This window comes from Martelella limonii, assembly GCF_013344475.1.
GTDB classification, from domain to species: Bacteria; Pseudomonadota; Alphaproteobacteria; order Rhizobiales; family Rhizobiaceae; genus Martelella; species Martelella limonii.
In genome coordinates this window covers 20,217-47,211 of record NZ_JABUOU010000007.1, presented here as the reverse complement: position 1 = coordinate 47,211, position 26,995 = coordinate 20,217, and the positions used below count along the sequence as shown (strand labels likewise).

Below are 26,995 nucleotides of genomic sequence, written 5' to 3'. Positions count from 1 at the left end.
CACCAGATTTACAGGAGTTCTTCCATGTTGCCGCAACCCGAAGTCACCGGCTTTTACGACAAGCGCACCGGCTCCATCCAGTATGTCGTTGCCGATACGGCAGCGAAGAAATGCGCGATCATCGACCCTGTTCTCGATTACGACGAGAAGTCCGGCTCGACGGCGACCACCCATGCCGACGCGATTTTGCGGTTCATTGCCGACAAGGGCTATGACATCGAGTGGATTCTCGACACCCATCCCCATGCCGATCATTTTTCGGCTGCCAGCTACCTGAAGGAAAAGACCGGCGCGCCGACCGCGATCGGCGAGAAGGTGACCGAGGTTCAAAAGCTCTGGAAGGATTTCTACAACTGGCCGGACTTTCCCACCGATGGTTCGCAGTGGGACAAGCTCTTTGCAGAGGGTGAAACGTTCACGGTCGGCACGATCTCCGGACGCGTGATGTTTTCACCGGGCCACACGCTCGCCTCCATTACCTATGTGATCGGCGACGCCGCCTTTGTGCATGACACGCTGTTCATGCCGGATTCGGGAACCGCCCGGGCCGATTTTCCGGGCGGCAGCGCAAGCGCCCTGTGGCATTCGATCCAGGACATTCTATCCCTGCCGGATCAAACCCGCATCTTTACCGGCCATGACTATCAGCCCGGCGGGCGAGAGCCGCGCTATGAATCCACCGTTGCCGAGCAGAGAGCCAGCAACGCCCACATCTCTGTCTACAAGGATGAAAGCGCCTTTGTCGAAGCCCGCAAGGCCCGCGACCGCACGCTGCCCATGCCGAAGCTGATCCTGCATGCGTTGCAGGTCAACACCAATGGTGGCAGGCTTCCCGAGCCGGAGGAAAACGGCACGCGCTATCTGAAGATACCGCTCAACCTGTTTGCTGAAACCGCGTGGGGGTGATGGATGGAGACGCTTTCTTCCGAGATGGCTGAGATGAAGGCGAAGGTCGGTGATGCCTCCGCCTTCCTGAAGACGCTGTCCAATCCCGACCGCTTGCTGATTGCCTGCGCGCTGGTGGATGGCGAACGCTCGGTGCGTGCGCTCGAGGATACGCTCGGCATCCGTCAGCCAGGCCTGTCGCAGCAGATTGCCGGCCTGCGCGATGCCGGTCTGATCTCAGGCCGCAAGGAAGGCAAGCAGGTATTCTACCGTCTCGCCGATCCCCGCGTCCAGACCTTCATAACCACGATGCATCAGCTGTTCTGCAAGCCGCAACCCACCGGAGGTCCAAGATGACCGAATTCACACCATGGCTCTCGCTGTTCGGGGGCGCGCTGATCGGCGTTGCCGCTGTGCTTTTGATGGCGGTCAGCGGCCGCGTAGCAGGGCTCTCCGGCATTGTCTCGGGCGCGCTCCTACCCGGGTCGACCGATCGAAGCTGGCGGATCGCCTTTCTGCTCGGCGCGATCGTGGCGCCGGCGATCCTGGTCCACGCTGCGGGCATCGCGATCCCGTTCCAGAACACGGTTCCGCTGCCCTGGCTGATCATTGGCGGGCTGATCGTCGGTATCGGCGTCAATCTCGGCGCCGGATGCACCTCGGGTCACGGCGTTTGCGGCCTTGCCCGCTTCTCCAGACGCTCACTTGCGGCGACGCTCGTCTTCATGGCCACGACCTTTGTGACCGTATTCGTCATCCGCCACGTGCTTGGAGGTTTCTGATGCCCGCATTGGTTCTTGTCTTTCTCTCCGGTCTTCTCTTCGGCACGGGCATTGCTGTCTCGGGCATGATCAATCCGGCCAAGGTCCTGAACTTTTTCGATCTCGCGGGCAGTTTCGATCCGTCGCTCGCCTTCGTGATGGGAGGCGCGCTGATCGTGACCGCGATCGGATACCGGTTCGTGCTGAAGCGCAAGGCGCCGCTCTTCGATCGCGCGTTTCATCTGCCGGGCACCCGCAAGATCGACGTCGCCCTGGTGGCTGGAGCGGCCACGTTCGGCCTGGGCTGGGGGATTGCCGGGTTCTGCCCCGGCGGGGCCATACCGGCGCTGGGGCTGATGGATGTCGACGTGGTGGCCTTCGTGCTGTCGATGGTCGCAGGCATGGCGCTCGCCCGCACCCTCAGGCAGGGTGTTTTGCGTCGGCGCCTGGCCGAAGGCGGCGCACAGTAACGCTTGGACCTTGCTTCCGGCGCGCTTTCCATGCGCCGGAAAAGCTTGCAGTTGCCAGAAAAGGCATAAATGCGCAAACATGCTCATATCGCGCTCTGGAGGGCGCGGATATCGGAGGGTGTGCGCATGAGAGATCGCATTGATGAGACTATCGCATGGCGTTCGGACAATCCGCACCTCAGCGGAAATTTTGCACCGATCGGCCGTGAAATCGACCGGGACGGGCTGGAGGTCATTTCAGGCCGGATCCCCGAGGAACTGAACGGCGCCTATATTCGCAACGGCCCCAACCCGCGCTACGAGCCTGTCTCCTACAATTATCCGCTGGAAGGCGACGGCATGCTGCATGCCGTCCGGTTTGCGAGCGGCAAGGCAAGCTACCACAACCGCTATGTGCGCACCCGCAGTTTCGAAATCGAGGACAATGCCGGGCGCGGGGTCTTCGGCGGCCTGATGGCGCCGCGGCCGATCGAACCCGGCCTGCTTGGCCCTCATGACGATCCGGACAATCCGTTCAAGGCTTCCGCCTTCATCAGCGTGATGCACCATGGCGACCATTTGCTGGCGCTCGGCGAGGGCGAGCCTGCCTGGGAGATTGGCCCGAACCTCGAAACCCTCGGTCCCTGGACCGCCGGAACGGACCAGCCGATCATGCTCGGCGCCCATAACCGGGTGCATCCGGCGACGGGCGACATGTTCGCGCTGAGCTATGACATCGAACGCCCGACCGTGCTGATCCACCATATCGGCGCTGACGGCAAGCTGCGCCGCTCTTTCGACATTGCGCTCGCTGCGCCCAGCATGATCCACGATTTCGTCCTTACCGAACGCCACATCGTGCTCCTGATCGGACCGGCCGTGTTTGACATGGAGGCGATGATGCAGGGCCAAGCCTTCCTGCAATGGCGCCCGGAGCTTGGAACCCGCATTGCCGTGATGCCGCTTGATGGCGGAACCGTTCGCTGGTTCGAGGCCGATGCCTTCTTCGTCTATCACTTCGCCAATGGCTTCGAGCGCGGCGGCGATATCGTGATCGACTATGTCCAGCACCAGAAACTCTATCTCGGCTATGGCGCACGCAACACCGAGCCCCCGATGCTGCGCCGGCTTGTGCTCGACACCCATTCGGGCAGCGTCAGGGCGCAGACATGGTTTGACAGGGTTGCGGAGTTTCCGCGGATCGATGACCGCCTGACCGCGCTTGCCTCACGCTACGTCTATGCCCCGACGCTGACGGAAACGCTTGTCAGCGCCCATGGCGCGTCCGGAACCTTCAACTGTCTCATGCGCGTCGACACCGAAACCGGCGATGTCGTCCACCATGATTTCGGCAATCACATTGCCGGTGAAGCGGTGTTCATTCCGAAGGGAGAGCCCGCGAATGCCGGTTTCCTCGCCACCTATCTCTACGACCCCGAAACCGAAACGAGCGAACTGGTGCTGCTTGATTCCGAAGGCATCGAGGATGGACCGGTGCTGCGGCTGCGCATGCCCCAACGCGTGCCCCAGGGCCTTCATGGCGCCTGGGTGCCGGCCTAGCGCAGGGCTTTTGGAGGGAGGGCCGTGAAATCTGATGCCCGGTCGCCGGGCTTTCGGAACCGCTTTCCCGGGTGTGCGTTATGGCACAATGAGTATTACGGAACTCGACAGCGTTGCAGCAGAAGCCAAGCTTAACTCCGGACTGGTATACATTCCGGGGCTTGAGACCGGTATCACGCGCAGGACCGGCAAGCGCGGCTTTCTCTATTACGCGCCTGACGGCAAGCGGATCACGGATCGCGAGGAGATCGCCCGGCTCGATGCGCTTGCCATTCCGCCCGCCTATACCGACGTGGTGATCTCGACCAACCCGTTTTCGCATCTCCAGGCGATCGGACGGGACGCGCGCGGACGCAGGCAATACCGATATCATCCGGACTGGCATGCCGCGCGCGGCAAGGCGAAATTCGAAAGCCTGGTGGATTTTGCCGACCGGCTTCCAGATCTGCGTGAACGCGTCGAGCGCGATCTGCGCACCCGCGGCATGCGGATGGAGAAGGCGCTGGCAACCGTGGTGTGGATGCTCGACAATCTCTATATCCGCGTCGGTAACGCAACCTATGCCGAAACCAACAAATCCTATGGATTGACCACTTTGCGCGCGCGCCATGTCAAGGTCGAGGGCGGAAGCGTGAAGTTCCGCTTCAAGGGCAAGTCCGGCAAGGAATGGAACCTGAAGCACAGCGACCGCCGCATCGCCAATGTCGTGCGCAAGCTGCAGGAACTGCCCGGCCAGCACCTCTTTCAATATGTCTGCGACGATGAGGGATGCCGTCCGGTCACCTCACACGACGTCAACAGCTATATCCGCGAAGTGACCGGCAACCAGTTCAGCTCGAAACAGTTCAGGACCTGGGGCGCGACCTGCATGGCGCTCGATGCGCTGGCTCCGCTCGAGGTGGCTGACACCCGGCGCGGTCTTGCGCTGCAGCTCAACGAGGCGATCGACAGCGTGGCGGCACGGCTCGTCAATACGCGCGCGGTCTGCCGCTCTTCCTATATTCATCCGGCCGTATTCGAGGATTTCGAGGCGGGCGTGCTCAGCGATGTGCTGAAACTCAGAACCAGAAGCGAGCGCCTGCTGGAATGGCTCGATGAAGAAGAAATCCGGGCATTGCGCTGGCTGAAGACGCGAACACCTTCAAGCCCCGCCTGAGTGGGCGACCCCCCGGTCCAGATCGCAACTATTGCCGGAGGGCGTTCTGATTGAGCGCCTAATCCCGCCGGCCCCAGACAATGAAATTGCCATTGGCAAAATCGCTGTCGGTGTTCTGGTTGGTCTTGCCATAGGCGAAGGCTGTCTTTCTGGTGGCGCATTCGGTCATGCCGCCTGCAGCCCTCACGATGGCGTCGCCTGCTGCGACATCCCACTCCATCGTCCTGCCGAAACGCGGGTAGACATCGGCAACCCCCTCGGCAACGAGGCAGAATTTCAGCGATGATCCGACCGATTCAATGCCGGCGACGCCGATCTTCTGCATGAACGCGTCCGTCTCCGGCGTGTTGTGCGATCGGCTGGCAACGGCGACCGGCGCGTCAGGCATGGAGCGGCAGCTGATCGGCTCTGCCTTGACTACCGCGCCGTTTGCAATCGTCAGCTTCTCGGCGCCATTTCCGTTGGTGCGATAGGCCACATTGCGCGCAGGAGCATAGACAATGCCGGCGACCGGCTTGCCGTCTTCGATGAGCGCGATATTGACGGTGAAATCCGCGCGGCGGTTGATGAATTCTCTGGTGCCGTCCACCGGATCGACCAGAAAGAAGCGCCCGCCGGCGATATCAGGCACCCGGCCCGCGGCAACGCTTTCTTCGGCGATCACGGGAATGTCCGGAAAGGCATTCGTCAGATGCCGGAGGATGATGACTTCCGCCTGGTTGTCGGCCTCGGTCACCGGCGAGCAATCGGCTTTATAAGCAACCTCGATTCCTTTGTCGTAGATCGCCATGATCGCGATGCCGGCTTCCAGCGCCGCATCGAGGAAAACCTGCTGCATCTCGGCCATCCCGGCACCTCTTTCATCTTCACCAGCCGTCGCATCGGCCTTTGATCCCGTATCAGCGAACGCTATAAAGCGGTCTGGAGAAGATTGCACCATCGATATACGGTTCTGGCCGGCTCCATCTGGCGCATTTGGGAGAGAACTTATGCGGGAACGCGACTTCATGAAACCCGGCAAGTCCGTTGCCATCGCCGAAAATGCGATGGCCGCGACATCGCATCCGCAGGCAACGCTCGCCGCGCTCGATATCCTGCGTGCCGGCGGCAATGCGGTGGATGCGGCGATTGCAGCGGTCGCCCTGCAGGGCGTGGTCGATCCGCATATGACCGGCATCGGCGGTGATTGTTTCGCGCTTTATACGCCGGCAGGCGGCAAGCCGGTTGCGCTCAACGGTTCGGGGCGCGCGCCAGCCGCCGCCGATGCCGCCCTGCTCCGAAGTCAGGGCATGACGGCGATTTCCGATCTCTCGGTGCATTCGGTCACCGTCCCGGGTGCGGTCGGCGCATGGGACCATCTCAGCAGCACCTATGGCCGCATTGGGCTCGACGCCATTCTTCAGCCGGCGATCCGTGCGGCGCGCGAGGGCTTTACGGTTGCCCCGCGCGTTGCCCGCGACTGGTCGCGTTATGCCGGCAGGCTGAAGGCGCATGAAGCCTCCGTCCGGCAATTCCTGCCGGGAGGGCGCGCGCCTTCGGTTGGCGACCGGCTCGGCAACGAGGCCCTTGCGGCAACGCTTGAAAAGATAGCGCGCGAGGGCCGAAAGGCGTTTTACGAGGGAGAGGTTGCCGAGGATATCGTGAACACCCTCAAGGCGCTTGGCGGGCTTCACACGCTTGAAGATTTCGAAAATGCGCGCCCGGACATGGCAGAGCCGATCGCCGCCGATTATCGCGGCTTCAAGCTGATGGAGTGCCCGCCCAACGGTCAGGGGCTTGCCGCGCTGATCATGACGCGCATCCTCGAAGGCTTCGATCTTGGCGAAGGCCGTCTGTCGGATGCCGATCGCATCCATCTTCTGGCCGAGGCCGCAAAGTCGGCCTACCGCCAGCGCGATCTCTATATATCCGACCCCGACACGATGTGCGTTTCCGTTGAAGAACTTCTCGACGAACACCGGATCGCCGCGATCCGATCGAAGATATCGCTTGATCGGGCATCCGATCCGACCGCGCTCGACATGCCGGTTCACAAGGACACGGTCTATGTCAGCGTCGTCGATCGCGACGGCAATGCGATCTCGCTGATCAACTCTATCTTCGCGGCCTTCGGAAGCGGCATCTACGCGGAAGGCTCGGGCGTTCTGCTGCAAAACCGCGGAAGCGGCTTCTCGCTTCAGGAAGGCCATGCAAACGTCATCGGTCCCTCGAAACGGCCGTTCCACACCATTATCCCGGCGATGCTGTTTCAGGACGAAAAGCCGGTGATCTCGTTCGGCGTCATGGGCGGGCAGTACCAGGCAAACGGCCATGCCCATTTCATCTCGCAGGTCGTCGATCGCGGTTTCGATGTGCAGATGGCCTCCGACCAGCCGCGCAGTTTCTTCACCGAAGGCGCAATCAGCCTGGAGCCGACAATCCCGGAAGATGTGCGGCGCGAGCTGGAGCGGCGCGGGCACAAGACCCGGATCGCCGACGAGCCGCTTGGCGGATGCCAGGCGATCATGATCGACCACGCACGCGGCGTGCTGTGGGGTGCCTCCGACCACCGCAAGGACGGGATCGCGCTCGGCTATTGAGCGCGATCCCGGCGCGGCACCTCAGCTGAAGATCACGCCCTTGCGCAGGATGAAATTGCCATAGGGGCGCATCTCGCTGGTGGCGACGATGGCGAAGGCTTCACTGGCGCGCTGATAGAAGTCGAAACGTTCGAGCGAGGCCGGCTCATAGCCTTCGGCCTTGATGATCGGCAGCGCATCGGCAATGGCGGGCGGCACGGTATCCGGCTCGCCGACGACCTGCATGGTGACGACAGGGTCGGGCTCGAATGCGTCGAGAGGCAGGACGGTCAGGATCGCGGCGAGCGCCTTGATCGCATCGCATCCAATGGCAAGCGGCGAACCGTAAACGGTCTGCTCGCCGACCGACGCGGCCGGGAAATTGGCGTCGACAATCACGATCTCGTCGCCGTGGCCCATCATGGCAAGCACGTGCAGGAGGTCGGGCCCCAGAAGCGGATCGATCCCTTTCAGCATGGCAGTTCCTTTCACAAAAACGGTTGTGGCGGGGAGGGTCTCCGACACCCTCTGACCTTATCACACGGTTCCCTGTAATGGAGGCCGCGTCCTGTCTATGGCGTGCAGGAATTCAATCCTATCTCAACGCTGCGGCGATATTGCCGCCATCGACTGTGGTGACGCTTGCCGTGGTGCTTTCGGCGAGCGCGAGATCGAGAAAGGCGTGGGCGACATCGTCGGCGGTGACCTCGCGGTTGAGCAGATTGCCACCCATATATTCGGCAACGGTCAGACCGCGAGCGGCCGCGCGGCTAGCGATCATCTGATCGTCGAGAAGGCCGGAGCGGATGCGATCGGCATTGACGGCGTTGGAGCGGATCCCGTCCTTGCCGTGCTCCAGCGCATATTGGCGCGACAGGAACAGGGTTGCGGCCTTGGGAAGACCGTAGGCGCCGAAATCGGCGCCGGGATTGACCGCCTGCTTGCTGGCATTGAACAGAAGCGCGCCGCCGGTCGCCTGCGCCTTCATGATCCGGACCGCCTGCTGCGCCACGCTCTGATGAGCGAAGAAGTTCAGTTCGAAACTCTTGCGCAGCAAGGCGTCATCGAGCGTCGCAATCGGCCCCTGGAAGGCCGCGCCTGCGTTGGACACCACGACATCGACGCCACCGAAGCGCTTGACCGCTGCGTCGAACCCGGCCCTGACCGAAACCGGATCGGTGACATCCATCGCGACGCCGATCGCGCCATTGCCGGCTTCTTTCGCGACCTCTTTCGCACGGTCACCATCAAGGTCAGCGACGACGACATGCGCCCCTTCTGTCGCAAACAGGCGGGCAACGGCCGCCCCGATCGCGCCGCCGCCGCCGGTGACGAGCGCCACCTGGCCGGTCAGCGGCTTTTCCTTGTTGCCGGCAAGCTTCGCCTGCTCCAGCGACCAGTATTCGAGATCGAACAGGTCCGGGCGGCTGACAGGCTCGAACCGTCCGACCATTTCGGCATCGCGCGCCGCCTCGATCCACATCTCGCCGAGATCGGCGGCGATCTTGGCTTCCTTTGCCGTGCGGCCATGACCGAACAGGCCGACGCCCGGCACCAGCGTCAGCCGGGGCATGGTGTCGAGCATGGTCCGCTGGACGTCGTCGCGATTATTGTTCTCATTGAAATAGTCCGTGTAGGCGGCGCTGTAGCGCGAAACGGCATCGGCGGTCGCCTCCGCGAAGCCTGCGAGATCGGTCGCAACCGGCGCCGGCAGTACCATCGGGCCGGTCTTGATCCGGATCGAAAGGTCGGGCGTCGAGACGCCGCGCTCGGCCATGTCGGAAAGCTCGGCGGCATTGACGAAGTCCATGATCTCAGGCGAGGCGCGGAAATCATTGACCATGCGCCCGAAGCGCTTGCCCTCGCGGCGGATCGCGACTGCGCCGCGCAGGATCGGTGCGATCGCTTCCGGCCCTGCAAGACCTTCGGGCAGGCTGACGGCGTGGAAGGCCGGACGGCCCTCGCGCCGGACATAGTCTTCCGCGCGGCTGACATAGTCGATCATCAGGTCATAGGCGTCCTTCGCGGTTTCCGCGAAGGTGAAGATGCCGTGCTTGTCGAGGATCAGCGCCTCGGCATCGGGTTTGGCGTCGTAGGCTTCGGCGGCGGCCTTGGCGAGCGCGAAACCCGGCATGATATAGGGGACGAAGGCGAAGCGGTCGCCGAACGCGGCTTCGGAGAGCCTCAGGCTCTCGGCCTGATCGACGATCGCCAGCACCGCGGTCGAATGGGTGTGGTTGACGAATTTCTGCGGCAGGAAAGCGTGGAGCAGCGTTTCGACCGAGGGGTTGGGTGACGAAGGGTCGATCAGATTGGCGCGCTGCAGCGTTACCATGTCCTCATCCGAAAGCGCATCGAAGGCGCGCGCCTTCAACAGCGGCTTCAGCTTGACCGCCGGAAGGCCCGCAGGCTCGATCGTTGCCATGTCCCAGCCGCTGCCCTTGACGCAGAGCACGTCGAAGTCTTCACCGACGAGGTCACGGGCGCTCGTCTTGACCGATGTGTTTCCGCCGCCATGGAGCACCAGGCGCGGCTCGCCGCCCAGAAGGCGGGTGGTGTAGGTGCAAAGCGCGAGATCCGCGTTGACGCCGTCCTTGCCGTAGCGCTCGACAGCCGCCTTTGCCGCGGCATCGTTCCAGAGATTTTCCATCGATCATCCTCCCTGAGACCCTCGGGTCCCGGTCTTTCAAAACCTTCAGTTCCGCAAGGCCCGGCTCAGGCCTTCCAGGCTTCCATGAGCTGTTCGGCCATGCTGCGGGTCACCACCAGATGGGACACGAAGCCGCCTCTGAGCGCCGCTTTCAACGCCTCGAACTTCTCACGCTCCTGCACCACCATCAGCCGCTTCGGGATGTTGCGCAGCGTGTCGAGATCGGCGGAAATGCAGCGGCGATTGTGTTCGCAGTCCATGATCGCGCCGCTTTCATCGATCACCTGGCCGGCGATCACGCCGGCCGCGCCCTCTTCGCCGAGCGCCTCGATCGCCTCCGCCGACAGCGCGCCGCAGGTGACGAGGTGGCTGTCGGGTGCGATGCCGCCGACGGAATAGAGCACCAAATCGCATTCGCCGATCATAGCCATCTGCTGGTGGATGATGTCCTCGTTGCGCAGCGCGGTGCAGAGCGCCTCCGTGCTCAGCACAAGTGGCGCATAGAAATTGATGCCCTCGGCATTCAGCCGCCGCGCGATTTCCGTGGTGCACTGGTCGGGGCGATAATTATAGGGCGCGCCGAGATTGCCGCAGAGCTGGATCACGGTCACGCCCTGCAGGTCTGCAAAGGGCATGGCATCGGCGATGTGATAGACCGTCCGCCCCCAGGCGACGCCGACCTTGTCGCCCTTGTTGATCAGGCCCTGGAACACGGCGGCGGCCACCACCGGCATTTCGGTGTCGGGGTCGAGCGCCTGGCGATCCTCGGGCACGATCCAGACCGCCTCGAGCCCGATCAGGTCTTCCATCTCGCGGGCCAGCACGTCGTCGGCAAAGAGCTCAGTCGAGGTGGAGATCGTGACGATGCCCATCTCGCGGGCGCGGCGCAGATACATCGCGACCGAGGCCCGCGAAATGTCGAGCTGTCTGGCAACCTCGTCCTGGCGCAGCCCGTGGGTGTAGTAAAGCCAGGCAGCTTTATGAAGAATGCGGTCGCTCGGTCGGATCAGCATCGTGCTCTCGTTGTGCAATGGACATTATCCAGGTCGGGTGAAAAAAGTGAACTTGCCCCTTTCGCCACCCGCCCGCAAGCATCTGCCCTACCCTGCCCGCACCGTTTCACATAGCCTGCGGCATGCAGCCACCAGCGTTTCGCGTTCGCGGATCAGCGCGCCGCCGATGAGGTAGATCACGTCCTTGCCGTAAGCGTCCTGCATCTCCGGGACCCGCTCGAATGTCATGCCGCCGCCCGGCGCCGGCAGGATCGGCTTGAGCCCAGCGAATTCTTCCAGGCAGGCATCGACGATCGACAGGCATTCGGCGCGCGAGAAGCTGAAGCGGCCACCGAAATTCGGGTAGACGGCGGCATCGACACCCATCAATCGCTGCAGCGTGCCGTAATAGAAGGCATGCGAAAAGCCGCAGCCCGCGCCCACCACATTGGCGCCGGAGAAAGCCGGGTGAGAGATGATCGGCAGACCGAAATCGGGGTCGGCCGCAAGCTGGCGGGCAACATCGTAACCGGCAAGCGCCGGTGCCAGCATCACGCCGCCGGCCCCCTCCTCCTTCGCCTCATAGGCGCGCTCGATCGTGCCGCCGCGATGCGCGGTGATGTTGGGGATGAACCGCGTCCTGAAGCCGGTCTTGCCGTTGGCCTCCTCGATTGCTGCAACGCAAGCGGAAAGCCGTTCGGAAAAGGGCGCGGTCTTCTGGTCGGCAAGGCCATGATCGTCCTTGACGAAATCCATGCCGCCGAGCGCGAAGTCACCGGCGAGGCGCGCAAGATCAGCCGTAGAAAGCCCGACCGGCTTGATCGCCGACATCAGAAGCGGTCCGTCCGCGGCGCCGGCAAGCTCCAGGAGCCCTGCCCGCCCGAAACGCGGACCGGGCGTGATCTCTGCGAGCGCCGGAGACGGCTTCAAGCCGATCAGCCGCGTCTGCTGCAGGATCGAGGAATTGCCGAACAGCACATTCAGGAATTGCAGGAAGTCGCCGCCGGCATCGTCCATGCTGTAGGAGATCGCGGCGACATGGCCGCCATCGCGCGCCTCAAGGCCCTCCAGCCTCCCGAGGATCTCATCCTCGACATAGCCTGCCGGAACGATGTCGCGGGGGATCTCGACGGTCTGTTCGACGGTGATGTTGAGCGCGCGCTGTTTGGCGGTCTCGTAATCGGTCTCGCCGATCAGATAGGATGCGATGAAGCGTTCCGCCATCACAGCGCCTCCGCCTTTTCCGCCGAATGGACGGCATCAAGACGCACGGCCTGCAGGGCATCGTCGGTGATGCCGAGCTTGGCGCCGAGCACATCCTCGATGGCCGCCACCAGCGCACCGGCATCGAGACCGTATTTCTTCATCAGATACGGCTTGGATGCGCCGTGCGCGAAGGTGTCGTTGAGGCCGAGACGGCGAAGCTTCACGCCAAGCCCCTCCTCCGCGATGATCTCAGCCGCAATCGTGCCGAGCCCGCCGGTGATGATGTGGTTTTCGAGCGTGATCACGCCCTTCTTGCCGCGCGCAGCTTCAAGGAAGGTAGCGCGGTCGAAGGGTTTCAGCGTCGAGGCGTGGAGGTGGTGGACGCCGACGCCCTTTTCCGAAAGCGCTGCGGTCGCGCGCAGGGCCTCTTCGGTGCAGACGCCCGAGGTCAGCACCAGAATGTCGTCGCCGGAGCTCAGCGTCCTCAGCTTGTTGAATTCGAAAGGCGTCGAGAACAGCCGCGGCACCTGGCCGCGCAGCACCCGCACATAGACCGGGCCGTCAATGCTGTCGGCAACCTCGAGCACGGTCTCGACCTCGGTCGCGTCACCGGTTTCCAGCACCGTCATGTTGGGGATCGCGCGCATCACGGCGATATCCTCGATCGCCTGATGGGTGATGCCACCGGGCGTGGTAATGCCGGGCAGGAAACCCATCATCCGCACCTTGCGGTTGGAATAGGCGATCGAATTGATCAGCTGGTCGTAGGGCCTGCGGTACAGAAACACTGCGAAGGTGTGGATGAAGGGGCGGTAGCCCTGCATCGCAAGTCCGCCGGCAAAGGACAGCATGTTCTGCTCGGCCATGCCGAGCGAGAGGAACTGGTCGGGATGGCGGTCGCGGAAGCCATCGACCTCGCAGGACGAGGTGAGATCCGCCGAAAGGCACATCACTTCGGGCCGGGCTGTAGCGAAGGTTTCGAATGCCGCAGCATACGGTCGGTTGACGATTTCCACCATGATCAGGCCTTTTCGATTTCTTGCATGTCGACGCCAAGTTCGGCGGCCAGCGCATCGCGCATCTCGACGCGCTCGGCCTCGCTCTTGAAGCGGACGTAATGAAGGCGCGGGAAGCGCTTCTTGAGAAAATCCATGCCCTGATAGGGCGAGGTATTGGCAAGGATGATCAGCGGCTTGCCGGGCTCGGCGCTTGCCGCCGCGTCTCGCATGGCCTCGAGATCATGACCGTTGATCGAGCGGCAGGTGGCGCCGAAGGCCGTGATGCGCTCCGGCAGATTGACCAGTTCCTGCACCGAGGCCATGGCGCCGTCGCATTGCTGGTTGTTGACGTCGACGATGACGCGGATGTTGTCGATGCCGTGGTGGCGCATGTTGGAAATGCACTCCCAGGTCTGGCCCTCCTGGAACTCGCCGTCCGACATGTAGACCCAGACCTTGCCCTTTTCGCCCGCGCGCTTGCGGGCAAAGGCAACACCGGAGGCCATGGAAAGGCCCTGCGCCAGCGAGCCGGTGGTGACTTCCATGCCGGGAGAGTGCTCGGCCCCGATCATTTCCACCGAGCCGCCATCCTTGTTGAAATGGTCGAGCGCGTTCTCGTCCATGCGCCCCATCTCGATCAGCGCGGAATAGATCACCAGCGCATAATGGGCGGGCGAGACGAAGAAGCGGTCGTAATCCGGGCCGAAGGGGCCGTGATAACCGGCGCCGGTAAAGGCATCCGGATTATCGGCCGAAGGCACGCCGGCAAAGGGCTTCGGCACGGGCGGCAGCGTCGGCGCTCCGAGATTGAGCGCCTCGTTATAGAGAAAGGCAAGGCTTTCGGCGGCCGAACAGGCCTGGCTCAGATAGCCGCCATTGTTGCGCATCGTGTGCAGGAACACGCGCTTGCGGATACCGTGCGCGACGTCCTCGGTCGATTTCTGGTTGGTCAGGGGCATGGGTCTCAATTCTCTTTCTCAAACAGCCGGGCAAGACCTTCGGCAGACGCCTCGGCAACGCCGCGCTCGGTGATCAGGCCGGTCACGAGCCTGGCAGGCGTGACGTCGAAGGCCGGATTGCGCGCGGGCGTGCCCTTGGGCGAAATCCGGACGGAAATGATCGCGCCCTCGGCATTTTCACCCTGAACGAAGCTGACCTCGTCGCCGCTCCGCTCCTCGATCGGGATCTCGGAAACGCCGTCATTGACGGTCCAGTCGATGGTCGGTGACGGCAGGGCGACGTAGAACGGCACCCCGTTGTCCTTTGCCGCCAGCGCCTTCAGATAGGTGCCGATCTTGTTGCAGACATCGCCCGACGCGGTGGTGCGGTCCGTGCCGACGATCACCATGTCGATCTCGCCATGCTGCATCAGATGGCCGCCGGCATTGTCGACGATCAGATCGTGCGGCACGCCGTGGCCGTTCATCTCCCACGCGGTCAGCTGGGCGCCCTGGTTGCGCGGGCGGGTTTCGTCGACGAAGACATGGACCGGAATGCCTGCTTCCATCGCGAGATAGACCGGCGCGGTCGCCGTGCCGTAGTCGACGGTTGCAAGCCAGCCGGCATTGCAATGGGTCAGGATGTTCACCGGCTCGCCGGGCTTCTTGCCGGCTGCGATCTTCTTGATAATCTCAAGTCCGTGACCGCCGATGGCGCGGTTGAGCGCCACGTCTTCGTCCGCAATTTCGGCCGCGCGGGCGTAAGCCGCCTCGGCGCGCTTTTCGGGCGCAACAGGACGGAGCGTCTTGCGCATCTCGTCCAGCGCCCATTTGAGGTTGATGGCGGTGGGCCGGGTTTCGTGCAGCCTGTCCCAGGTGGCGTCGAGATTGTCGTCCGACGGATCATCGAGCATGGCGATTGCCACGCCATAGGCCGCGGTGACGCCGATCAGAGGGGCGCCGCGCACCCACATGTCGGAAATCGCGGTCGCGACCGCCTCGACCGTTGAAAGCGTAACGATCCGGAAATCATGGGGCAACCAGCGCTGGTCGATGATATCAACGGAGCGGCCATCCTCGTTCAGCCAGATCGTGCGGTAATGCTTGTCGCCAACCTTCATCGGGCGCTCTCCTCTTCAAGCCGCATGGCCAGTCTTTCCAAAGCGTCAAGGCTGCTGATGTGGCGGCGGTTGACGGCGATGTGGCGGCCGAATTCGAGCGCCGCCGTCTCCGAACGGGCCTTCTGCGCGCGATCGGCGATGGTTTCGAAGTCGGCGTTGTGGGCAAGACCCAGAATGCGGCGATGGATCTCGACGCCGGCAAAGCCGAGCATGTCTTCGAACAGCGCATGCAGGAAGGCGTCCAGCGCCTGTTCCGCGCCCAGGCTGTCGCCCTGGTCCTCGTAAAGGCTGCGCTGATAGAGAATGCCGGTGCGCTCCTCGCGCCACAGGCGGGCAAACTCGTCGCGGAACACGGCCCATGTGGTCGAGATCGTGTCGAGCAGGAAGGCGCGCATGGCGTCGCGCGATCCTTCCTGCTCATGGCCACGCTGGGAGAAATAGCTCATCCAGAAATTGGCAAGCAGCATGCCGACATCGAAGGCCATGGGGCCGTAGAAGGCGAATTCGGGATCGATCACCCTTGTCTCGTCTGCCGTCACCATGATCGAGCCGGTGTGCAGGTCGCCGTGGAGCATGGTTTCCGCGCGGGTCACGAAAGCAAGCTTCATGTCCTGTGCCGCCACCTTCAGGTCCCGGTCGGCGCGCAGCCTTGCCACGACGCCGTCAAGTTCGGGCGTGGTGTGGCTGTTCATGTCGGCATCGTAATAGGGATCGGTGAACACGAGGGATTCGGTAATGTCGCAGAGCGCGTCATTCTCGGAAAACAGCGCCATGTCCTTCTTGCGCGCGACCGCCTTCATCGAAAGGTCCGAGCCCCTGAACAGCGTGCGGGCCATGAACAGGCCGAGATCGGGGCCGATCTTCGGCAGGTTCTCGCCTTCGATCAGCGCCCGGCGCAGGATGATATGGGGCGTCAGGAATTCCTGAACGATGATCGCCTGCGCCTCGTCGAAGTGAAAAACCTCCGGCACGGAACCGGGCGCGCGCGCGGCCTGGCGGATCAGCGCATTATATTCGAAGAAGGAGCGCTTCAGCGGCAGCGGCCAGCCCTCGCCGACAAGGCGCACATAGGGCAGCGCCTGCTTGACGATCATGGCGCTGCCGCCGCCCTCGACGATGAACACGAGGTTCAGATTGCCGTCGCCGACCTCGCGAACCTGCCAGCCTGACGGCTCTCCCAGCTTTTCGGTCAACACCTTCAGCCCGCCCAACCGCGACGGCAGGGTTGCGGGTTCCAGTGCCTCAAAGGCCTCTTCCAGCGCCATAGAACATCCTCCCAAATGCGCCCTTGCGATGTCGCGCTTCCGCAGGGCTTTCGATCACGCTAGCGTCGCACGCTGTCATTTGTCAACACTAATGACATTTGCTATTTCGTTTTTCTGTCAAATGTCATTGCTGTTGACATTTGATGATTTCCGCTCCTAGGATGATGGCGGGAGGAGTTGAAATTCATGACCGCAGTGTTCCGTATCAACGGGCTGCGCAAGGCGTTCGGGCCTATCCAGGTGCTGGATGGGGTCGATCTCGACCTTTGCGCTGGCGCCGTGACCGTGCTGATGGGCGCCAATGGCGCCGGCAAGTCGACGCTCGTGCGCACCGTCACCGGGCTTTACCGGCCCGACAGCGGCACCATTTCGCTTGCAGGCAAGCCCTTTACTCCGGCAACACCCGCCGAGGCGATTGCCGCCGGTGTCGTCACCGTTCACCAGAACATCAATGACGGCGTGGCCGCCGATCTCGATGTCGCGACCAATCTCGTGCTCGACCGCCTGTCGGGTCGCGGCGCTTCGATGTTCTTCAATCCCTACAAGGTACGCCGGCAGGCGCGTCGCGTCGCCGAGGCCATGGGGCTCTCGCTCGATCTTTCCGCCAAGGTCTCGGATCTCTCGCTTGCCGACCGGCAGATGGTCGCGATTGCCCGCGCCATGGCGCACAAGCCGCGCGTGCTGATTCTCGACGAGCCGACATCGTCGCTGTCGAGTGCCGAGGCTGACCGACTGTTTGCGCTGCTCGACCGGCTGCGCGCCGATGGCGTCGCGATCCTCTATATTTCCCACCGCATGTCCGACATCCGCCGGCTCGCCGATACCATCGTCGCGCTGCGCGACGGGCGGATTTCCGGCGTGTTCGAGGGGCCGGAGCTCGATTACAAGGGCGCCGTCGATGCCATGCTGGGCCGCACCATCGGCCAGGGCCATGTCGATGTCCGCGACGGCGGGCCGGAGGTGTTTTCGGCCGAAAACCTCGTGATCGCGCCCAACCGCAAGCCGTTCTCGCTGGCGCTCCTCGAGGGCGAGGTGGTGGCTGTCACCGGTCTGGTCGGCGTCGGCAAGACGGTGCTTGCCGAAACGCTGTTCGGCGCGCGCCGCCCCCATGGCGGCAGCATGACGCTCGAAGGGCGTCCCTATGCGCCCAAGAATCCGGGTGCCGCGATCGCCGATGGCGTCTTCCTGGTTGCCAAGGATCGCGCGGTCAGCGGTATCGTGCCCGACTTCAACATTTACGAGAATATCAGCCTGCCGTTCCTGAAGCGTCTGTCATCGTTCGGCGTGATGAGCCGGTCGCGCGAAAAGGCGCAAGCCCGCGACCAGATTGCCGGTCTGAATGTCGTCTGCCGCACCGAGCGCGACCAGATGCAGACGCTTTCCGGCGGCAACCAGCAGAAGGTGATGGTCGGGCGCTGGCTCAGCCAGGATGCCCGCCTGCTCGTGCTCGACGAGCCGTTCCAGGGCGTGGACATTGCTGCCCGGCGCGATATCGCCTCGACGCTGCGTCAGTCGGCGGCCGGCCGGGCAACCATCGTCTTCCTGACCGAACTCGACGAAGCCTTCGAGATCGCCGACCGCATTCTGGTGATGTCGGAACACACGATCGTCGGCGAGCATCGCAACCTTGAAATCGACCTCGATACACTTCTCGCCCAGATCGCCGGGCGTCTGGAAATGGTGAGCCAATGACCCATAACGACACCGCCCCTGCAGCCGCTGCGGCCAAGCCGAAAAAGACCAGCGGCGGCGCACGCGCGCTTGCCATCAAATACGGCTTTCTGGCGCTTCTGTTCGCGCTGATTCTCGTGTTCTCGATCTCCGCCAAGGGCTTTGCCTCGCCGCAGAGCGCGGTCTTTATCCTGCAGTCGGTCTCCATCACCGGCATTCTGGCGCTCGGCGTCACCGCCACCCTCGTCGTCGGCGGATTTGACCTCTCGATCGGCTCGGTTGCGACCACGGCGCTGATGGCGTCGTCCTATGTGATGGTGGTGATGGGCGGCAATGCCTTCGAGGCCGTCGCCGTCTGCCTGGTGATCGGCGGCCTGATCGGCCTGATCAACGGGATTCTCATCGTCTATGGCCGCGTGCCCGATCTGTTGGCCACGCTCGGCATGATGTTCCTGCTGCTCGGGCTGCAGCGCATTCCGACCGAAGGCCGCTCGATTGCGACCGGCATGACCCTGCCGGACGGTTCGCAGGCGGAAGGCGCTTTCAGCGCGGCCTTTCTGGCGCTCGGCCGTCATCGCTTCGACCTCATTCTGCCCAATCTGGTGCCGGTTTCGGTGGTTGTCCTGATCGTGCTTGCGATCCTGATCTGGTTTTTCCTGGAGTTCACCCGGTTCGGGCGGATGATGTATGCGGTCGGCTCCAACGAGCGCGCTGCCGCTCTCGCTGGCGCCCCGGTCAATGGGTACAAGATCCTCGCCTATGTGATCTCGGCCGAGTTTGCCTCGATCGGCGGCATTCTGCTGGCGGCCCGGCTCGGACGCGGCGATATCGCTTCCGGCAACAATCTCCTGCTCGATGCGGTCGCCGCCGCGCTGATCGGCTTTGCAGTTCTCGGCGCCGCCAAGCCGAATGCCTTCGGCACGGCCATCGGCGCGCTGTTCGTCGGCATCCTGTTGCAGGGGCTGACGATGATGAATGCACCCTATTACACGCAGGATTTCGTCAAGGGTGCGGTGCTGGTGATCGCGCTGGTCTTCACCTTCGCGCTGTCGACCCGGCACAAGCATTGAATAAGCGCGGGCAACCGCCCGCGTCGGGAGCTGATACTGGCGCCGGTATCAGGCCCTCGGGAGGAGGCGCACATGATCTGGATCTCAGACTTGGAGGAATGAGAATATGAAAATCACACGCAGACTGTTCAACATGATGGCGGCTGGCGCCCTTATCTCCGCCACCGCTGTACCGGCAGCGTTTGCCGCCGACATGCCGGCACCCTTCGACAAGCCGGAGGATGTCACCATCGCGCTGGTGCGCTACCTCTCCACGGGCGACTTCTTCCAGTCCTATCTGGCAGGTGTCGAGGCCCAGTCGAAGGCGCTCGGCATCGACCTGCGCGTTCTCGACAGCCGTCAGGATGCTGCCCTTCAGGCGGATATGGTCGATCAGGCGATCGCACTTGGCGTTGACGGCATCATCATCCAGCACGGGCTGACGGAAAGCATGCGCGAAGCCGCCCAGCGCGCCGTCGATGCCGGCATTGATGTGGTTGCCTTCGACGTGAACGTCGAAAACGATGCGATCCCGCAGATCGAGCAGTCGGACCACGATCTGGCTCGCCTCGCGCTCGAGCAGGCGATCAAGGACAATGGCGATTCGTTCACGGCCGGCTATGTCTATGTTCCCGGCATCGCGCCGCTCGACCGCCGCGACGAGGTCTGGCAGGAATTCAAGGAAAAATATCCGGGCATCGACGAGGTCGCGACCTTTGGCACGCTCGACAACCCGATTGCAAACTCGGTTGCCAACCAGGCCCGGTCGGTTCTGTCGGCAAACCCGACCATCACCGTCATGTTCGCGCCCTATGACGAATTCGCCAAGGGCGTGAAGATCGCCGTTGATGAGGCCGGCATGTCGGATTCGATCAAGATCTATTCCGCCGACGTGTCGACCTCCGATATCGCCGCCATGCGCGAGCCGGGCAGTGCCTGGATGGCGACCGCTGCCACCAATCCCGCCGTCGTCGGCGAGGTCTCGGTGCGTGCGCTCGCCATGATGATTGCCGGTGAGGATCCCGGCCACAACGTGGTCGTGCCGCCGACCCTGATTACCCAGCAGGCGCTGCTCGATGGCGATATCGAGAACATGCAGCAGCTCAGCGAAAAGCTGCCCGCCTTCGCCCATGCCGATGTCGCCACGCCGGACTGGATGCCCCTGCCCGACCGTCAGTAGCCGCTTGCAAAAGCCAGTCTTGACCATGGAAAACCCCGGCCCTGCCGGGGTTTTTTCGTTCTCAGAACTAGCCTCCCTCAGGCAGCGGCCCTTTGCAATACAACAATTGCAAAGGGCCGCTTTAAAAATGTCAGAAGACGTTTGACATCTGGTTGCGACTCCCGCTAAAAGACAATTGTCGAACTTGGTTTTACATTAGTTCGACAGGCGTGAATGGGAGGAATTGTCGTGCAGGCTTTGCTTGAGGTGCATGGTCTCGGAAAGTCGTTTTCCGGGGTGCCCGCGCTCATCGATGGCGCATTCCGGCTGATGCCGGGATCGGTGCATGCGCTTTGCGGCGGCAACGGCGCCGGCAAGTCCACTTTCCTCAAAATCGTCATGGGAATCCAGCCGCGCGATCGCGGCACGATCAAGCGCAATGGCAAGCCCGTCCAGTTCTCATCCCCCGGCGAGGCGCTCGCCAATGGCATTTCCATCATCGAGCAGGAGCTGAGCCCGGTTCCGGCAATGACGGTTGCTGAAAACATTTTCCTCGGCCGCGAGCCGAGCGGTGCCTTCGGGCGCATCGATTTCAAGACCATGAACGCCCGTGCGCAGGAGCTGCTTGACGGGCTGAAATTCACCATCCGCGCCACCGACATGATGATGGATCTGACGGTCGCCCAGACCCAGCTCGTCGAAATCGCCAAGGCGCTTTCCTATGATGCCGAAGTCATCATCATGGACGAGCCGACATCGGCGCTCGGCGAGGCCGAAGCCGACCAGCTGTTCGCGGCGGTCAAGACGCTGAAGGCGCGCGGCAAGGGCGTTATCTATGTCAGCCACCGGCTCTCGGAAATCTTCACCATCTGCGACAGCTATACCGTTTTCCGCGATGGCCGCTTCATCGAGGATGGCGCGCTTGCCGATATCGACAAGGACAAGCTGATCAGCCTGATCGTCGGACGGCCGCTGTCGGAAGAATTCGTCAAGGACAACGCGCCGGGCGCCGAGGCGACGCTTTCGGTAACGGGCCTGTCAGCAGCCCATGGCGTGCGCGACGTTTCCTTCAAGGCCCATCGCGGCGAGATCCTGGCGCTTTACGGGCTGATGGGATCCGGGCGCAGCGAGATCTTCGACCGGCTCTTCGGTCTCTCCGATGAAACCGAGGGCACGATCGAGGTTAATGGCGAGAAGAAGACCATCACGCGACCGTCCGAGGCGATTGCCGCAGGGCTCGCTTACGTGACCGAAGACCGCAAGGGTTCGGGCCTGGTTCTGACCGGGGATGTCCGTGAAAACCTGTGCCTTGCCACGCTCGACCGGATGTCGACGCCGCTGATGATGAAGGCGAAGGCTGAAACGGAAGCCGCCGACCGCATGGTCGATACGCTCAACATCAAGACCGCATCGCTGAAGCTTGGCGTGTCGAGCCTTTCGGGCGGCAACCAGCAGAAGGTCGTGCTCGGAAAATGGTTCCTGACGGAGCCGAGCGTGCTGCTTCTCGATGAACCCACCCGCGGCGTCGATGTCGGCGCCAAGCGGGAAATCTACCGCGTCATGTCCGATTTCGCCAAGGCCGGCGGAACCGTGATCATGATTTCTTCCGAAACCGACGAGGTGCTCGGCATGGCCGATCGCGCGATCGTGATGCGTGATGGCCGGGTTGCCGGCGCGCTCGACAGGGCGGAACTTTCCGCCGAGAAACTGCTGCATCTCGCAGCCTAGAAAAAGTGTCGCGGGACGGGGACGGCGCTCGATGTGCCGACCTCGCACCCGCGGATGACCCGTCAAGCGGGGAGGACCAGACGTTGACAGAGACCCAGAATGCCAAAACCCCGGCCGGCGCCGGAACGGAACAGCAGCGCACGATTACCGAGCGGCTGGGCCCCATCGCGCAGCGCTACGGCATCCTGATTGCGCTGATCCTCGTCTGCATCGTGCTTTCCGTTGTCAGCGAGAACTTCCTCAGCCCGCGCAATATCGTCAACGTGCTGCGCCAGACCTCGATCAACGGCATTCTCGCCATCGGCATGACCTTTGTCATCCTGACGCGCGGCATCGATCTGTCGGTCGGCTCGGTGGTCGCCCTTGCCGGCGTGGTCTCCGCCTCGTTCGCCACCACATCATCGGCGGCCTTCATTCCCGGAACGCCCTATATCGCGCCGCTCGCGATCCTCGTCGGTCTCGGCGCGGGCATTGCCATGGGCGCGATCTCGGGTACGGCCGTTGCGCGGTTTTCGGTACCCGCCTTCGTTGCCACGCTCGGCATGCTTTCGGCAGCGCGCGGGCTGACCCTGATCTATTCCGGCGGTCGGCCGATCCCGGCGCTGACCGATGGCTATCGCTGGATCGGTACCGGCGACGTGTTCGGTCTTCCGGTTCCGATCATCCTGTTTGCTGCCGTCTTCCTGATCGCCCATTTCGTGCTGACCAGCACCAAGTTCGGCCGCCATATCTATGCCGTCGGCGGCAATCCGCACGCTGCCAAGGTCTCCGGCCTCAGTGTCAACCGCATCCGCTTCCTGGTCTATGTCATTTCCGGCGCGCTTGCAGGCCTTGCCGGCATGGTACTCGCCGCCCGCACCGGTTCTGCGCTGCCGCAGGCAGGCGTTGCCTATGAGCTGGATGCGATCGCAGCAGTCGTCATCGGCGGCACCAGCCTCTCCGGCGGTATCGGCCGCGTCAGCGGTACGGTCATTGGCGCGCTGCTGATCGGCGTGATGAACAATGGTCTCGATCTGCTTGGCGTCGAATCCTACTACCAGCAGGTCATCAAGGGCGCGCTGATCGTCGCCGCCGTGATGCTGGACCGTTCCCGCAAGAGCGAGGCCTGAGGCCTCGCCAAGAGATCCGGCTTTGCCGGTTAATGATGCCGCATCCCCGATCTTAGAAAAGTCGCGGCATAGGCAATCCACATGTCACCTAAGGGAGGAAACCCGACATGAAACTGCGTAATATCCTCGCAACCACCGCCCTCGTCGGCGCGGCATTTGCCGCCACCACCGCAAGCGCGCAGGATCCGCTGAAGATCGGCGCGGCCGTTTACGGCCTCAATGCCGAGTTCATGCAGCTCTGGGCGAACGCCGCCGAGAACCATCCGTCGGTAAAGGACGGCACGGTCGACCTCACCATCTTCGACGGCCGCTACGATGCGCTGGTCCAGCAGGAACAGTTCGAAACCATGATCACCCAGGGTTTTGACGCCATCGTTTTCGTCCCGATCGACATCGAAGCCGGTGCCACCGCCGTTCAGGCCGCCGCCGATGAAGGCATTCCGGTCGTTGGCTCCAACACCCAGGTCAACTCCGATCTGCTGACCTCCTATGTCGGCTCCGACGACGTGGAAGCCGGTTATCTCGAAGCCAAGGCCGTTCTCGACGACATCAGCTGCTCGGGCGATGTGGTCGTCATCGAAGGCCCGATCGGCCAGTCCGCGCAGATCCAGCGCGGCGAAGGCAATGAGAAGGCGCTCGCCGAATGCGGCGACGGCGTGAAGGTTCTGGAACAGCAGACCGCCAACTGGAGCCGCGCCGAAGCTCAGTCGCTGATGGAAAACTGGCTGACCGCCCATGGCAGCGACATCAAGGGCGTGATCGCCCAGAACGATGAGATGGCCCTTGGCGCGATCGAAGCCATCAAGGCCGCCGGCCTCAATGTCAGCGACTTCTCGATTGCCGGCGTCGACGGCGTGACCGATGCGCTCGAAGCCGTCAAGCGCGGCGACATGCACTCGATCCTGCAGGACGGCCAGGCCCAGGCGCTCGGCGCGATCGACGTTGCCATCAAGGCCGTCAATCCTGATTACGAGCCGACCTCCGGTATCTGGGAAAAGTATCCGCAGATGCAGTGGAACAACGGCGAATCCAAGCAGTACAACGTTCCGTGGACGCCGGTCACGGCTGACAATGTCGACGAACTCCTGAAAGAGCGTCAGTAAGCATTGAGACTTGCCTGCGGCCCTTGCCGGCCGCAGGCGCACCCGTCGCGGCCCGGCCGCCACAGCAGCCATAAGAAAGGACGTGTCCATGGCGTCTTCCCCTGAATTTTCACTTGCCGGCAAGGTTGCCGTCGTCACCGGTGCGGCATCCGGCATCGGCGCGGCGATTGCCACAGCCTTTGCCGCGAAGGGCGCGCGCGTCGCCATTCTCGACATGAACCGCGATGCGGCGAGCGCCATGGCCGGGGAACTTTCCGGCGCCAAGGCCTATGCGTGCAACGTCACCGACAGCGACAGCATCGAAAAGGCGATTGCCGATGTGAAGGCTGAGCTTGGCGACATCGACATTCTGGTGAATTCCGCCGGCATCGTCGATCTGGCGCCGGCCGAGGATCTTTCGCGCGCTGCCTGGGACCGCACCATCGCCGTCAATCTCACCGGCACCTATCTGATGTGCCAGAGCGTTGGCCGCGCGATGATCGCCGCAGGCAAAGGCGGACGGATCGTCAACCTGGCAAGCCAGGCGGGTTCCGTCGCCATCGAAGGCCATGTGGCCTATTGCGCCACCAAGTTTGCCGTCATCGGCGTCACCAAGACACTGGCGCTTGAATGGGGCAAGCACGGCATTACCGCCAATTCGATTTCGCCCACGGTCGTGATGACCGATCTTGGCCGCAAGGCCTGGGAAGGCGAAAAGGGCGAGGCCATGAAGGCGCAGATCCCGAGTGGGCGTTTTGCCGAGCCGGAAGAAATTGCCGCCGCTGCCGTCTTCCTCGCCTCCGATGAGGCAGCCATGATCAACGGCGCCGACCTTCTGGTCGACGGCGGATATACCGTGCGGTGAATGATGAACGATAGGGTCGCTTCCATGCAGAGATTTATCAACAACCCGGACGATCTGGTCGATGAAACCGTTGCCGGTTTCGTCAAAGCCCATCGTGATCTGGTCCGCGTCGACCCCGAAAATCCGCGCGTGATCGTATCGCAGGCAGCGCCGGTTTCCGGCAAGGTCGGCATCGTCACCGGCGGTGGCTCCGGCCATGAGCCGGCCTTCATCGGTTATACCGGCCGCAACATGGTCGATGCCGTTGCCGTGGGCGAACTGTTCTCCTCGCCGACTGCCAAGAGCTTTGCCGATGCGATGCGGGCCGCCAATGGCGGCGCGGGTGTTGCGGTGCTCTATGGCAATTATGCCGGCGACAACATGAACGTCAAAATGGCCGCCGCAATGGTGGAAAAGGATGGGATCGAAGTGGCGACCGTGGTCGCCAATGACGATGTCTGCTCGGCGCCCCTTTCCGAGCGCGAAAAGCGCCGCGGCGTTGCGGGCGAAATCTTCATGTGGAAGATCGCCGGCGCGGTTGCAGCCAAGGGTGGTTCGTTGAAAGAGGTGCAGGCCGCTGCCCAGAAGGCGATCGACAGCGTGCGCTCCGTCGGCGTCGGTCTCGGCCCCTGCACGCTGCCCGCCGTCGGCCATCCGAATTTTCAGATCGAGGCTGGCACAATGGAGGTCGGTATCGGCCATCACGGCGAGCCGGGCACCCGCGTCGAACCCCTGAAGCAGGCGAATGCCGTTGCCGCCGACATGGTCAAGATCGTGATGGACGATCATGATCTGCCGGAGGGCAGCGAGGTCGCAGTGCTGGTTTCCGGTCTCGGTGCGACGCCGGTCAACGAACTCTATGTGCTCTATGATCGTATGGAGCAGGAGATCGAAGCGCGCGGGGCCAATGTCTACCGCGCCTATGTCGGCAATTACTTCACCTCGCTCGAAATGATCGGCGCCACGCTCTCGGTGATGGTGCTTGATGACGAGATGAAGGCGCTGCTCGACATGGAAGCCACAGCTCCAGGCTTCAGCCAGACAGGTGATGCCGCGCCAGAACTGCACAGGGCCGCCGCCGTCAAGACATCGGCAACGGTGCGTGAAGAGGTGACCGAGACGGAAACCGCCATGCCGCGTGCCGCCGAAACCATCAAAGGCCCCTCGGTGAAAAATGCCGGCAATGCCGCGATCATCGAGGAAGTTGCCGCGGTCATCGTCGAGAACAAGGCATGGCTTTCGGAAATCGACGGCAAGATCGGCGATGGCGACCACGGCATCAACATGGCCAAGGGCTTTGGCCGGGCCGCCGAGCGCATTGCCGCTGCTGACATGACGATCGATGCTGCGATGAACGTGCTGTCCGACGTGCTGATGTCCGAAATCGGCGGCTCGATGGGCCCGCTTTACGGTCTGATGTTCCAGGAGATGGCGGCCTCGATCGAGGGCCGCACGGCGATCGACGCGGATGCGTTTTCGGTGATGCTGAATGCCGGGCTCGCAGGCGTCCGCTCGACCGGTTCGGCGAAGGTTGGCGACAAGACGCTGATCGACACCCTGGTGCCGGCCGTTGAAGCCTTCGATGCGGCAAAGGCGGAAGGGTTCTCCCCTGCCCTTTCGAAGATGGCGGAAGCCGCCGAGAAAGGCCGCGACTCGACCGTCGATCTCGTTGCGCGGATCGGCCGGGCCAGCAGGCTCGGCGAGCGCTCGCGCGGCGTGCTTGACGCCGGTGCCACCTCCTGCTGCATGATCCTCTCCGAGCTTGGAAACGGTTTCTCCCGCCGGCTTCAGGATTGATGAGAGGACCATGCGGG

At 63.0% G+C, this 26,995-nt stretch carries 24 protein-coding genes; 15 read left to right on the top strand and 9 right to left on the bottom strand.

Going from position 1 to position 26,995, the window contains the following annotated elements; translation table 11 throughout:
- Positions 1 to 24: 24 nt before the first annotated feature.
- The 6 genes from HPQ62_RS14660 to HPQ62_RS14635 all read left to right on the top strand — a co-directional run bounded on the left by HPQ62_RS14660 (position 25) and on the right by HPQ62_RS14635 (position 4,811).
- A complete protein-coding gene (locus HPQ62_RS14660) occupies positions 25 to 906 on the top strand; it encodes an MBL fold metallo-hydrolase (RefSeq protein ID WP_174803321.1) in 882 nt (293 codons plus the stop codon).
- A 3-nt stretch (positions 907 to 909) separates the two neighbouring features.
- The gene (locus HPQ62_RS14655) at positions 910 to 1,242 is read left to right on the top strand and encodes an ArsR/SmtB family transcription factor (protein WP_244629704.1); all 333 of its coding nucleotides are present in this window, start codon (positions 910 to 912) and stop codon (positions 1,240 to 1,242) included.
- A complete protein-coding gene (locus HPQ62_RS14650; protein ID WP_174803320.1) occupies positions 1,239 to 1,667 on the top strand; it encodes a YeeE/YedE family protein in 429 nt (142 codons plus the stop codon). The genes HPQ62_RS14655 and HPQ62_RS14650 overlap by 4 nt, the downstream gene beginning before the upstream one ends.
- Positions 1,667 to 2,116: a DUF6691 family protein gene (locus HPQ62_RS14645; RefSeq protein ID WP_174803319.1), complete on the top strand. Its 450-nt coding sequence runs from the start codon at positions 1,667 to 1,669 to the stop codon at positions 2,114 to 2,116. The genes HPQ62_RS14650 and HPQ62_RS14645 overlap by 1 nt, the downstream gene beginning before the upstream one ends.
- 126 nt (positions 2,117 to 2,242) lie before the next feature.
- Positions 2,243 to 3,655, top strand: coding sequence for a carotenoid oxygenase family protein (locus tag HPQ62_RS14640; RefSeq protein ID WP_174803318.1), 1,413 nt, complete (start codon positions 2,243 to 2,245; stop codon positions 3,653 to 3,655).
- An 88-nt stretch (positions 3,656 to 3,743) separates the two neighbouring features.
- Positions 3,744 to 4,811, top strand: a complete 1,068-nt coding sequence (locus tag HPQ62_RS14635; RefSeq protein WP_174803317.1) for a DNA topoisomerase IB — start codon at positions 3,744 to 3,746, stop codon at positions 4,809 to 4,811.
- 58 nt (positions 4,812 to 4,869) lie between these two features.
- On the opposite strand, the gene cysQ is transcribed toward HPQ62_RS14635, so the two are convergent.
- On the bottom strand, positions 4,870 to 5,658 hold the full coding sequence (cysQ, locus tag HPQ62_RS14630) for a 3'(2'),5'-bisphosphate nucleotidase CysQ (RefSeq protein ID WP_174803316.1): 789 nt from the start codon (positions 5,656 to 5,658) through the stop codon (positions 4,870 to 4,872).
- A 142-nt stretch (positions 5,659 to 5,800) separates the two neighbouring features.
- On the opposite strand from cysQ, the gene ggt reads away from it, so the two are divergent.
- Positions 5,801 to 7,390: a gamma-glutamyltransferase gene (gene ggt, locus HPQ62_RS14625; protein ID WP_174803315.1), complete on the top strand. Its 1,590-nt coding sequence runs from the start codon at positions 5,801 to 5,803 to the stop codon at positions 7,388 to 7,390.
- A gap of 21 nt (positions 7,391 to 7,411) precedes the next feature.
- Here ggt and HPQ62_RS14620 read toward each other — a convergent pair whose 3' ends face one another.
- The 8 genes from HPQ62_RS14620 to mtnK all read right to left on the bottom strand — a co-directional run bounded on the left by HPQ62_RS14620 (position 7,412) and on the right by mtnK (position 16,539).
- Positions 7,412 to 7,846 carry an RbsD/FucU family protein gene (locus HPQ62_RS14620; RefSeq protein WP_174803314.1) on the bottom strand — a complete coding sequence of 145 codons (435 nt, stop codon included), beginning with the start codon at positions 7,844 to 7,846 and terminating at the stop codon, positions 7,412 to 7,414.
- A 118-nt stretch (positions 7,847 to 7,964) separates the two neighbouring features.
- On the bottom strand, positions 7,965 to 10,019 hold the full coding sequence (locus HPQ62_RS14615; RefSeq protein WP_174803313.1) for a bifunctional aldolase/short-chain dehydrogenase: 2,055 nt from the start codon (positions 10,017 to 10,019) through the stop codon (positions 7,965 to 7,967).
- Between the two features lie 65 nt (positions 10,020 to 10,084).
- Positions 10,085 to 11,032, bottom strand: coding sequence for a sugar-binding transcriptional regulator (locus HPQ62_RS14610; protein ID WP_174803312.1), 948 nt, complete (start codon positions 11,030 to 11,032; stop codon positions 10,085 to 10,087).
- An 87-nt stretch (positions 11,033 to 11,119) separates the two neighbouring features.
- Positions 11,120 to 12,235: a RuBisCO large subunit C-terminal-like domain-containing protein gene (locus tag HPQ62_RS14605; RefSeq protein WP_174803311.1), complete on the bottom strand. Its 1,116-nt coding sequence runs from the start codon at positions 12,233 to 12,235 to the stop codon at positions 11,120 to 11,122.
- On the bottom strand, positions 12,235 to 13,236 hold the full coding sequence (locus tag HPQ62_RS14600) for a transketolase family protein (protein ID WP_174803310.1): 1,002 nt from the start codon (positions 13,234 to 13,236) through the stop codon (positions 12,235 to 12,237). Before HPQ62_RS14600 ends, HPQ62_RS14605 begins: the two co-directional genes overlap by 1 nt.
- Before the next feature lie 2 nt (positions 13,237 to 13,238).
- A complete protein-coding gene (locus tag HPQ62_RS14595) occupies positions 13,239 to 14,174 on the bottom strand; it encodes a transketolase (protein ID WP_174803309.1) in 936 nt (311 codons plus the stop codon).
- A gap of 5 nt (positions 14,175 to 14,179) precedes the next feature.
- Positions 14,180 to 15,274, bottom strand: a complete 1,095-nt coding sequence (mtnA, locus tag HPQ62_RS14590; protein WP_174803308.1) for an S-methyl-5-thioribose-1-phosphate isomerase — start codon at positions 15,272 to 15,274, stop codon at positions 14,180 to 14,182.
- Positions 15,271 to 16,539: an S-methyl-5-thioribose kinase gene (gene mtnK / locus HPQ62_RS14585; protein ID WP_174803307.1), complete on the bottom strand. Its 1,269-nt coding sequence runs from the start codon at positions 16,537 to 16,539 to the stop codon at positions 15,271 to 15,273. The genes mtnA and mtnK overlap by 4 nt, the downstream gene beginning before the upstream one ends.
- Before the next feature lie 186 nt (positions 16,540 to 16,725).
- Here mtnK and HPQ62_RS14580 point away from each other — a divergent pair, with 186 nt between their 5' ends.
- From HPQ62_RS14580 to dhaL, 8 genes are all read left to right on the top strand, one after another.
- Positions 16,726 to 18,231: a sugar ABC transporter ATP-binding protein gene (locus HPQ62_RS14580; protein WP_174803306.1), complete on the top strand. Its 1,506-nt coding sequence runs from the start codon at positions 16,726 to 16,728 to the stop codon at positions 18,229 to 18,231.
- The gene (locus HPQ62_RS14575; RefSeq protein ID WP_174803305.1) at positions 18,228 to 19,280 is read left to right on the top strand and encodes an ABC transporter permease; all 1,053 of its coding nucleotides are present in this window, start codon (positions 18,228 to 18,230) and stop codon (positions 19,278 to 19,280) included. Before HPQ62_RS14580 ends, HPQ62_RS14575 begins: the two co-directional genes overlap by 4 nt.
- Positions 19,281 to 19,386: 106 nt before the next feature.
- Entirely contained in the window at positions 19,387 to 20,439 is a 1,053-nt protein-coding gene (locus tag HPQ62_RS14570) for a substrate-binding domain-containing protein (protein ID WP_174803304.1), read from the top strand.
- A gap of 228 nt (positions 20,440 to 20,667) precedes the next feature.
- Positions 20,668 to 22,146, top strand: a complete 1,479-nt coding sequence (locus tag HPQ62_RS14565; RefSeq protein ID WP_174803303.1) for an ATP-binding cassette domain-containing protein — start codon at positions 20,668 to 20,670, stop codon at positions 22,144 to 22,146.
- 83 nt (positions 22,147 to 22,229) lie between these two features.
- On the top strand, positions 22,230 to 23,255 hold the full coding sequence (locus tag HPQ62_RS14560) for an ABC transporter permease (protein WP_425312631.1): 1,026 nt from the start codon (positions 22,230 to 22,232) through the stop codon (positions 23,253 to 23,255).
- Positions 23,256 to 23,362: 107 nt separating this feature from the next.
- Entirely contained in the window at positions 23,363 to 24,358 is a 996-nt protein-coding gene (locus HPQ62_RS14555) for a substrate-binding domain-containing protein (RefSeq protein WP_174803302.1), read from the top strand.
- A gap of 88 nt (positions 24,359 to 24,446) precedes the next feature.
- A complete protein-coding gene (locus HPQ62_RS14550; RefSeq protein ID WP_174803301.1) occupies positions 24,447 to 25,202 on the top strand; it encodes a GolD/DthD family dehydrogenase in 756 nt (251 codons plus the stop codon).
- Positions 25,203 to 25,226: 24 nt separating this feature from the next.
- Positions 25,227 to 26,978: a dihydroxyacetone kinase subunit DhaL gene (dhaL, locus tag HPQ62_RS14545; protein ID WP_206678083.1), complete on the top strand. Its 1,752-nt coding sequence runs from the start codon at positions 25,227 to 25,229 to the stop codon at positions 26,976 to 26,978.
- The last annotated feature ends 17 nt before the right edge of the window (positions 26,979 to 26,995 follow it).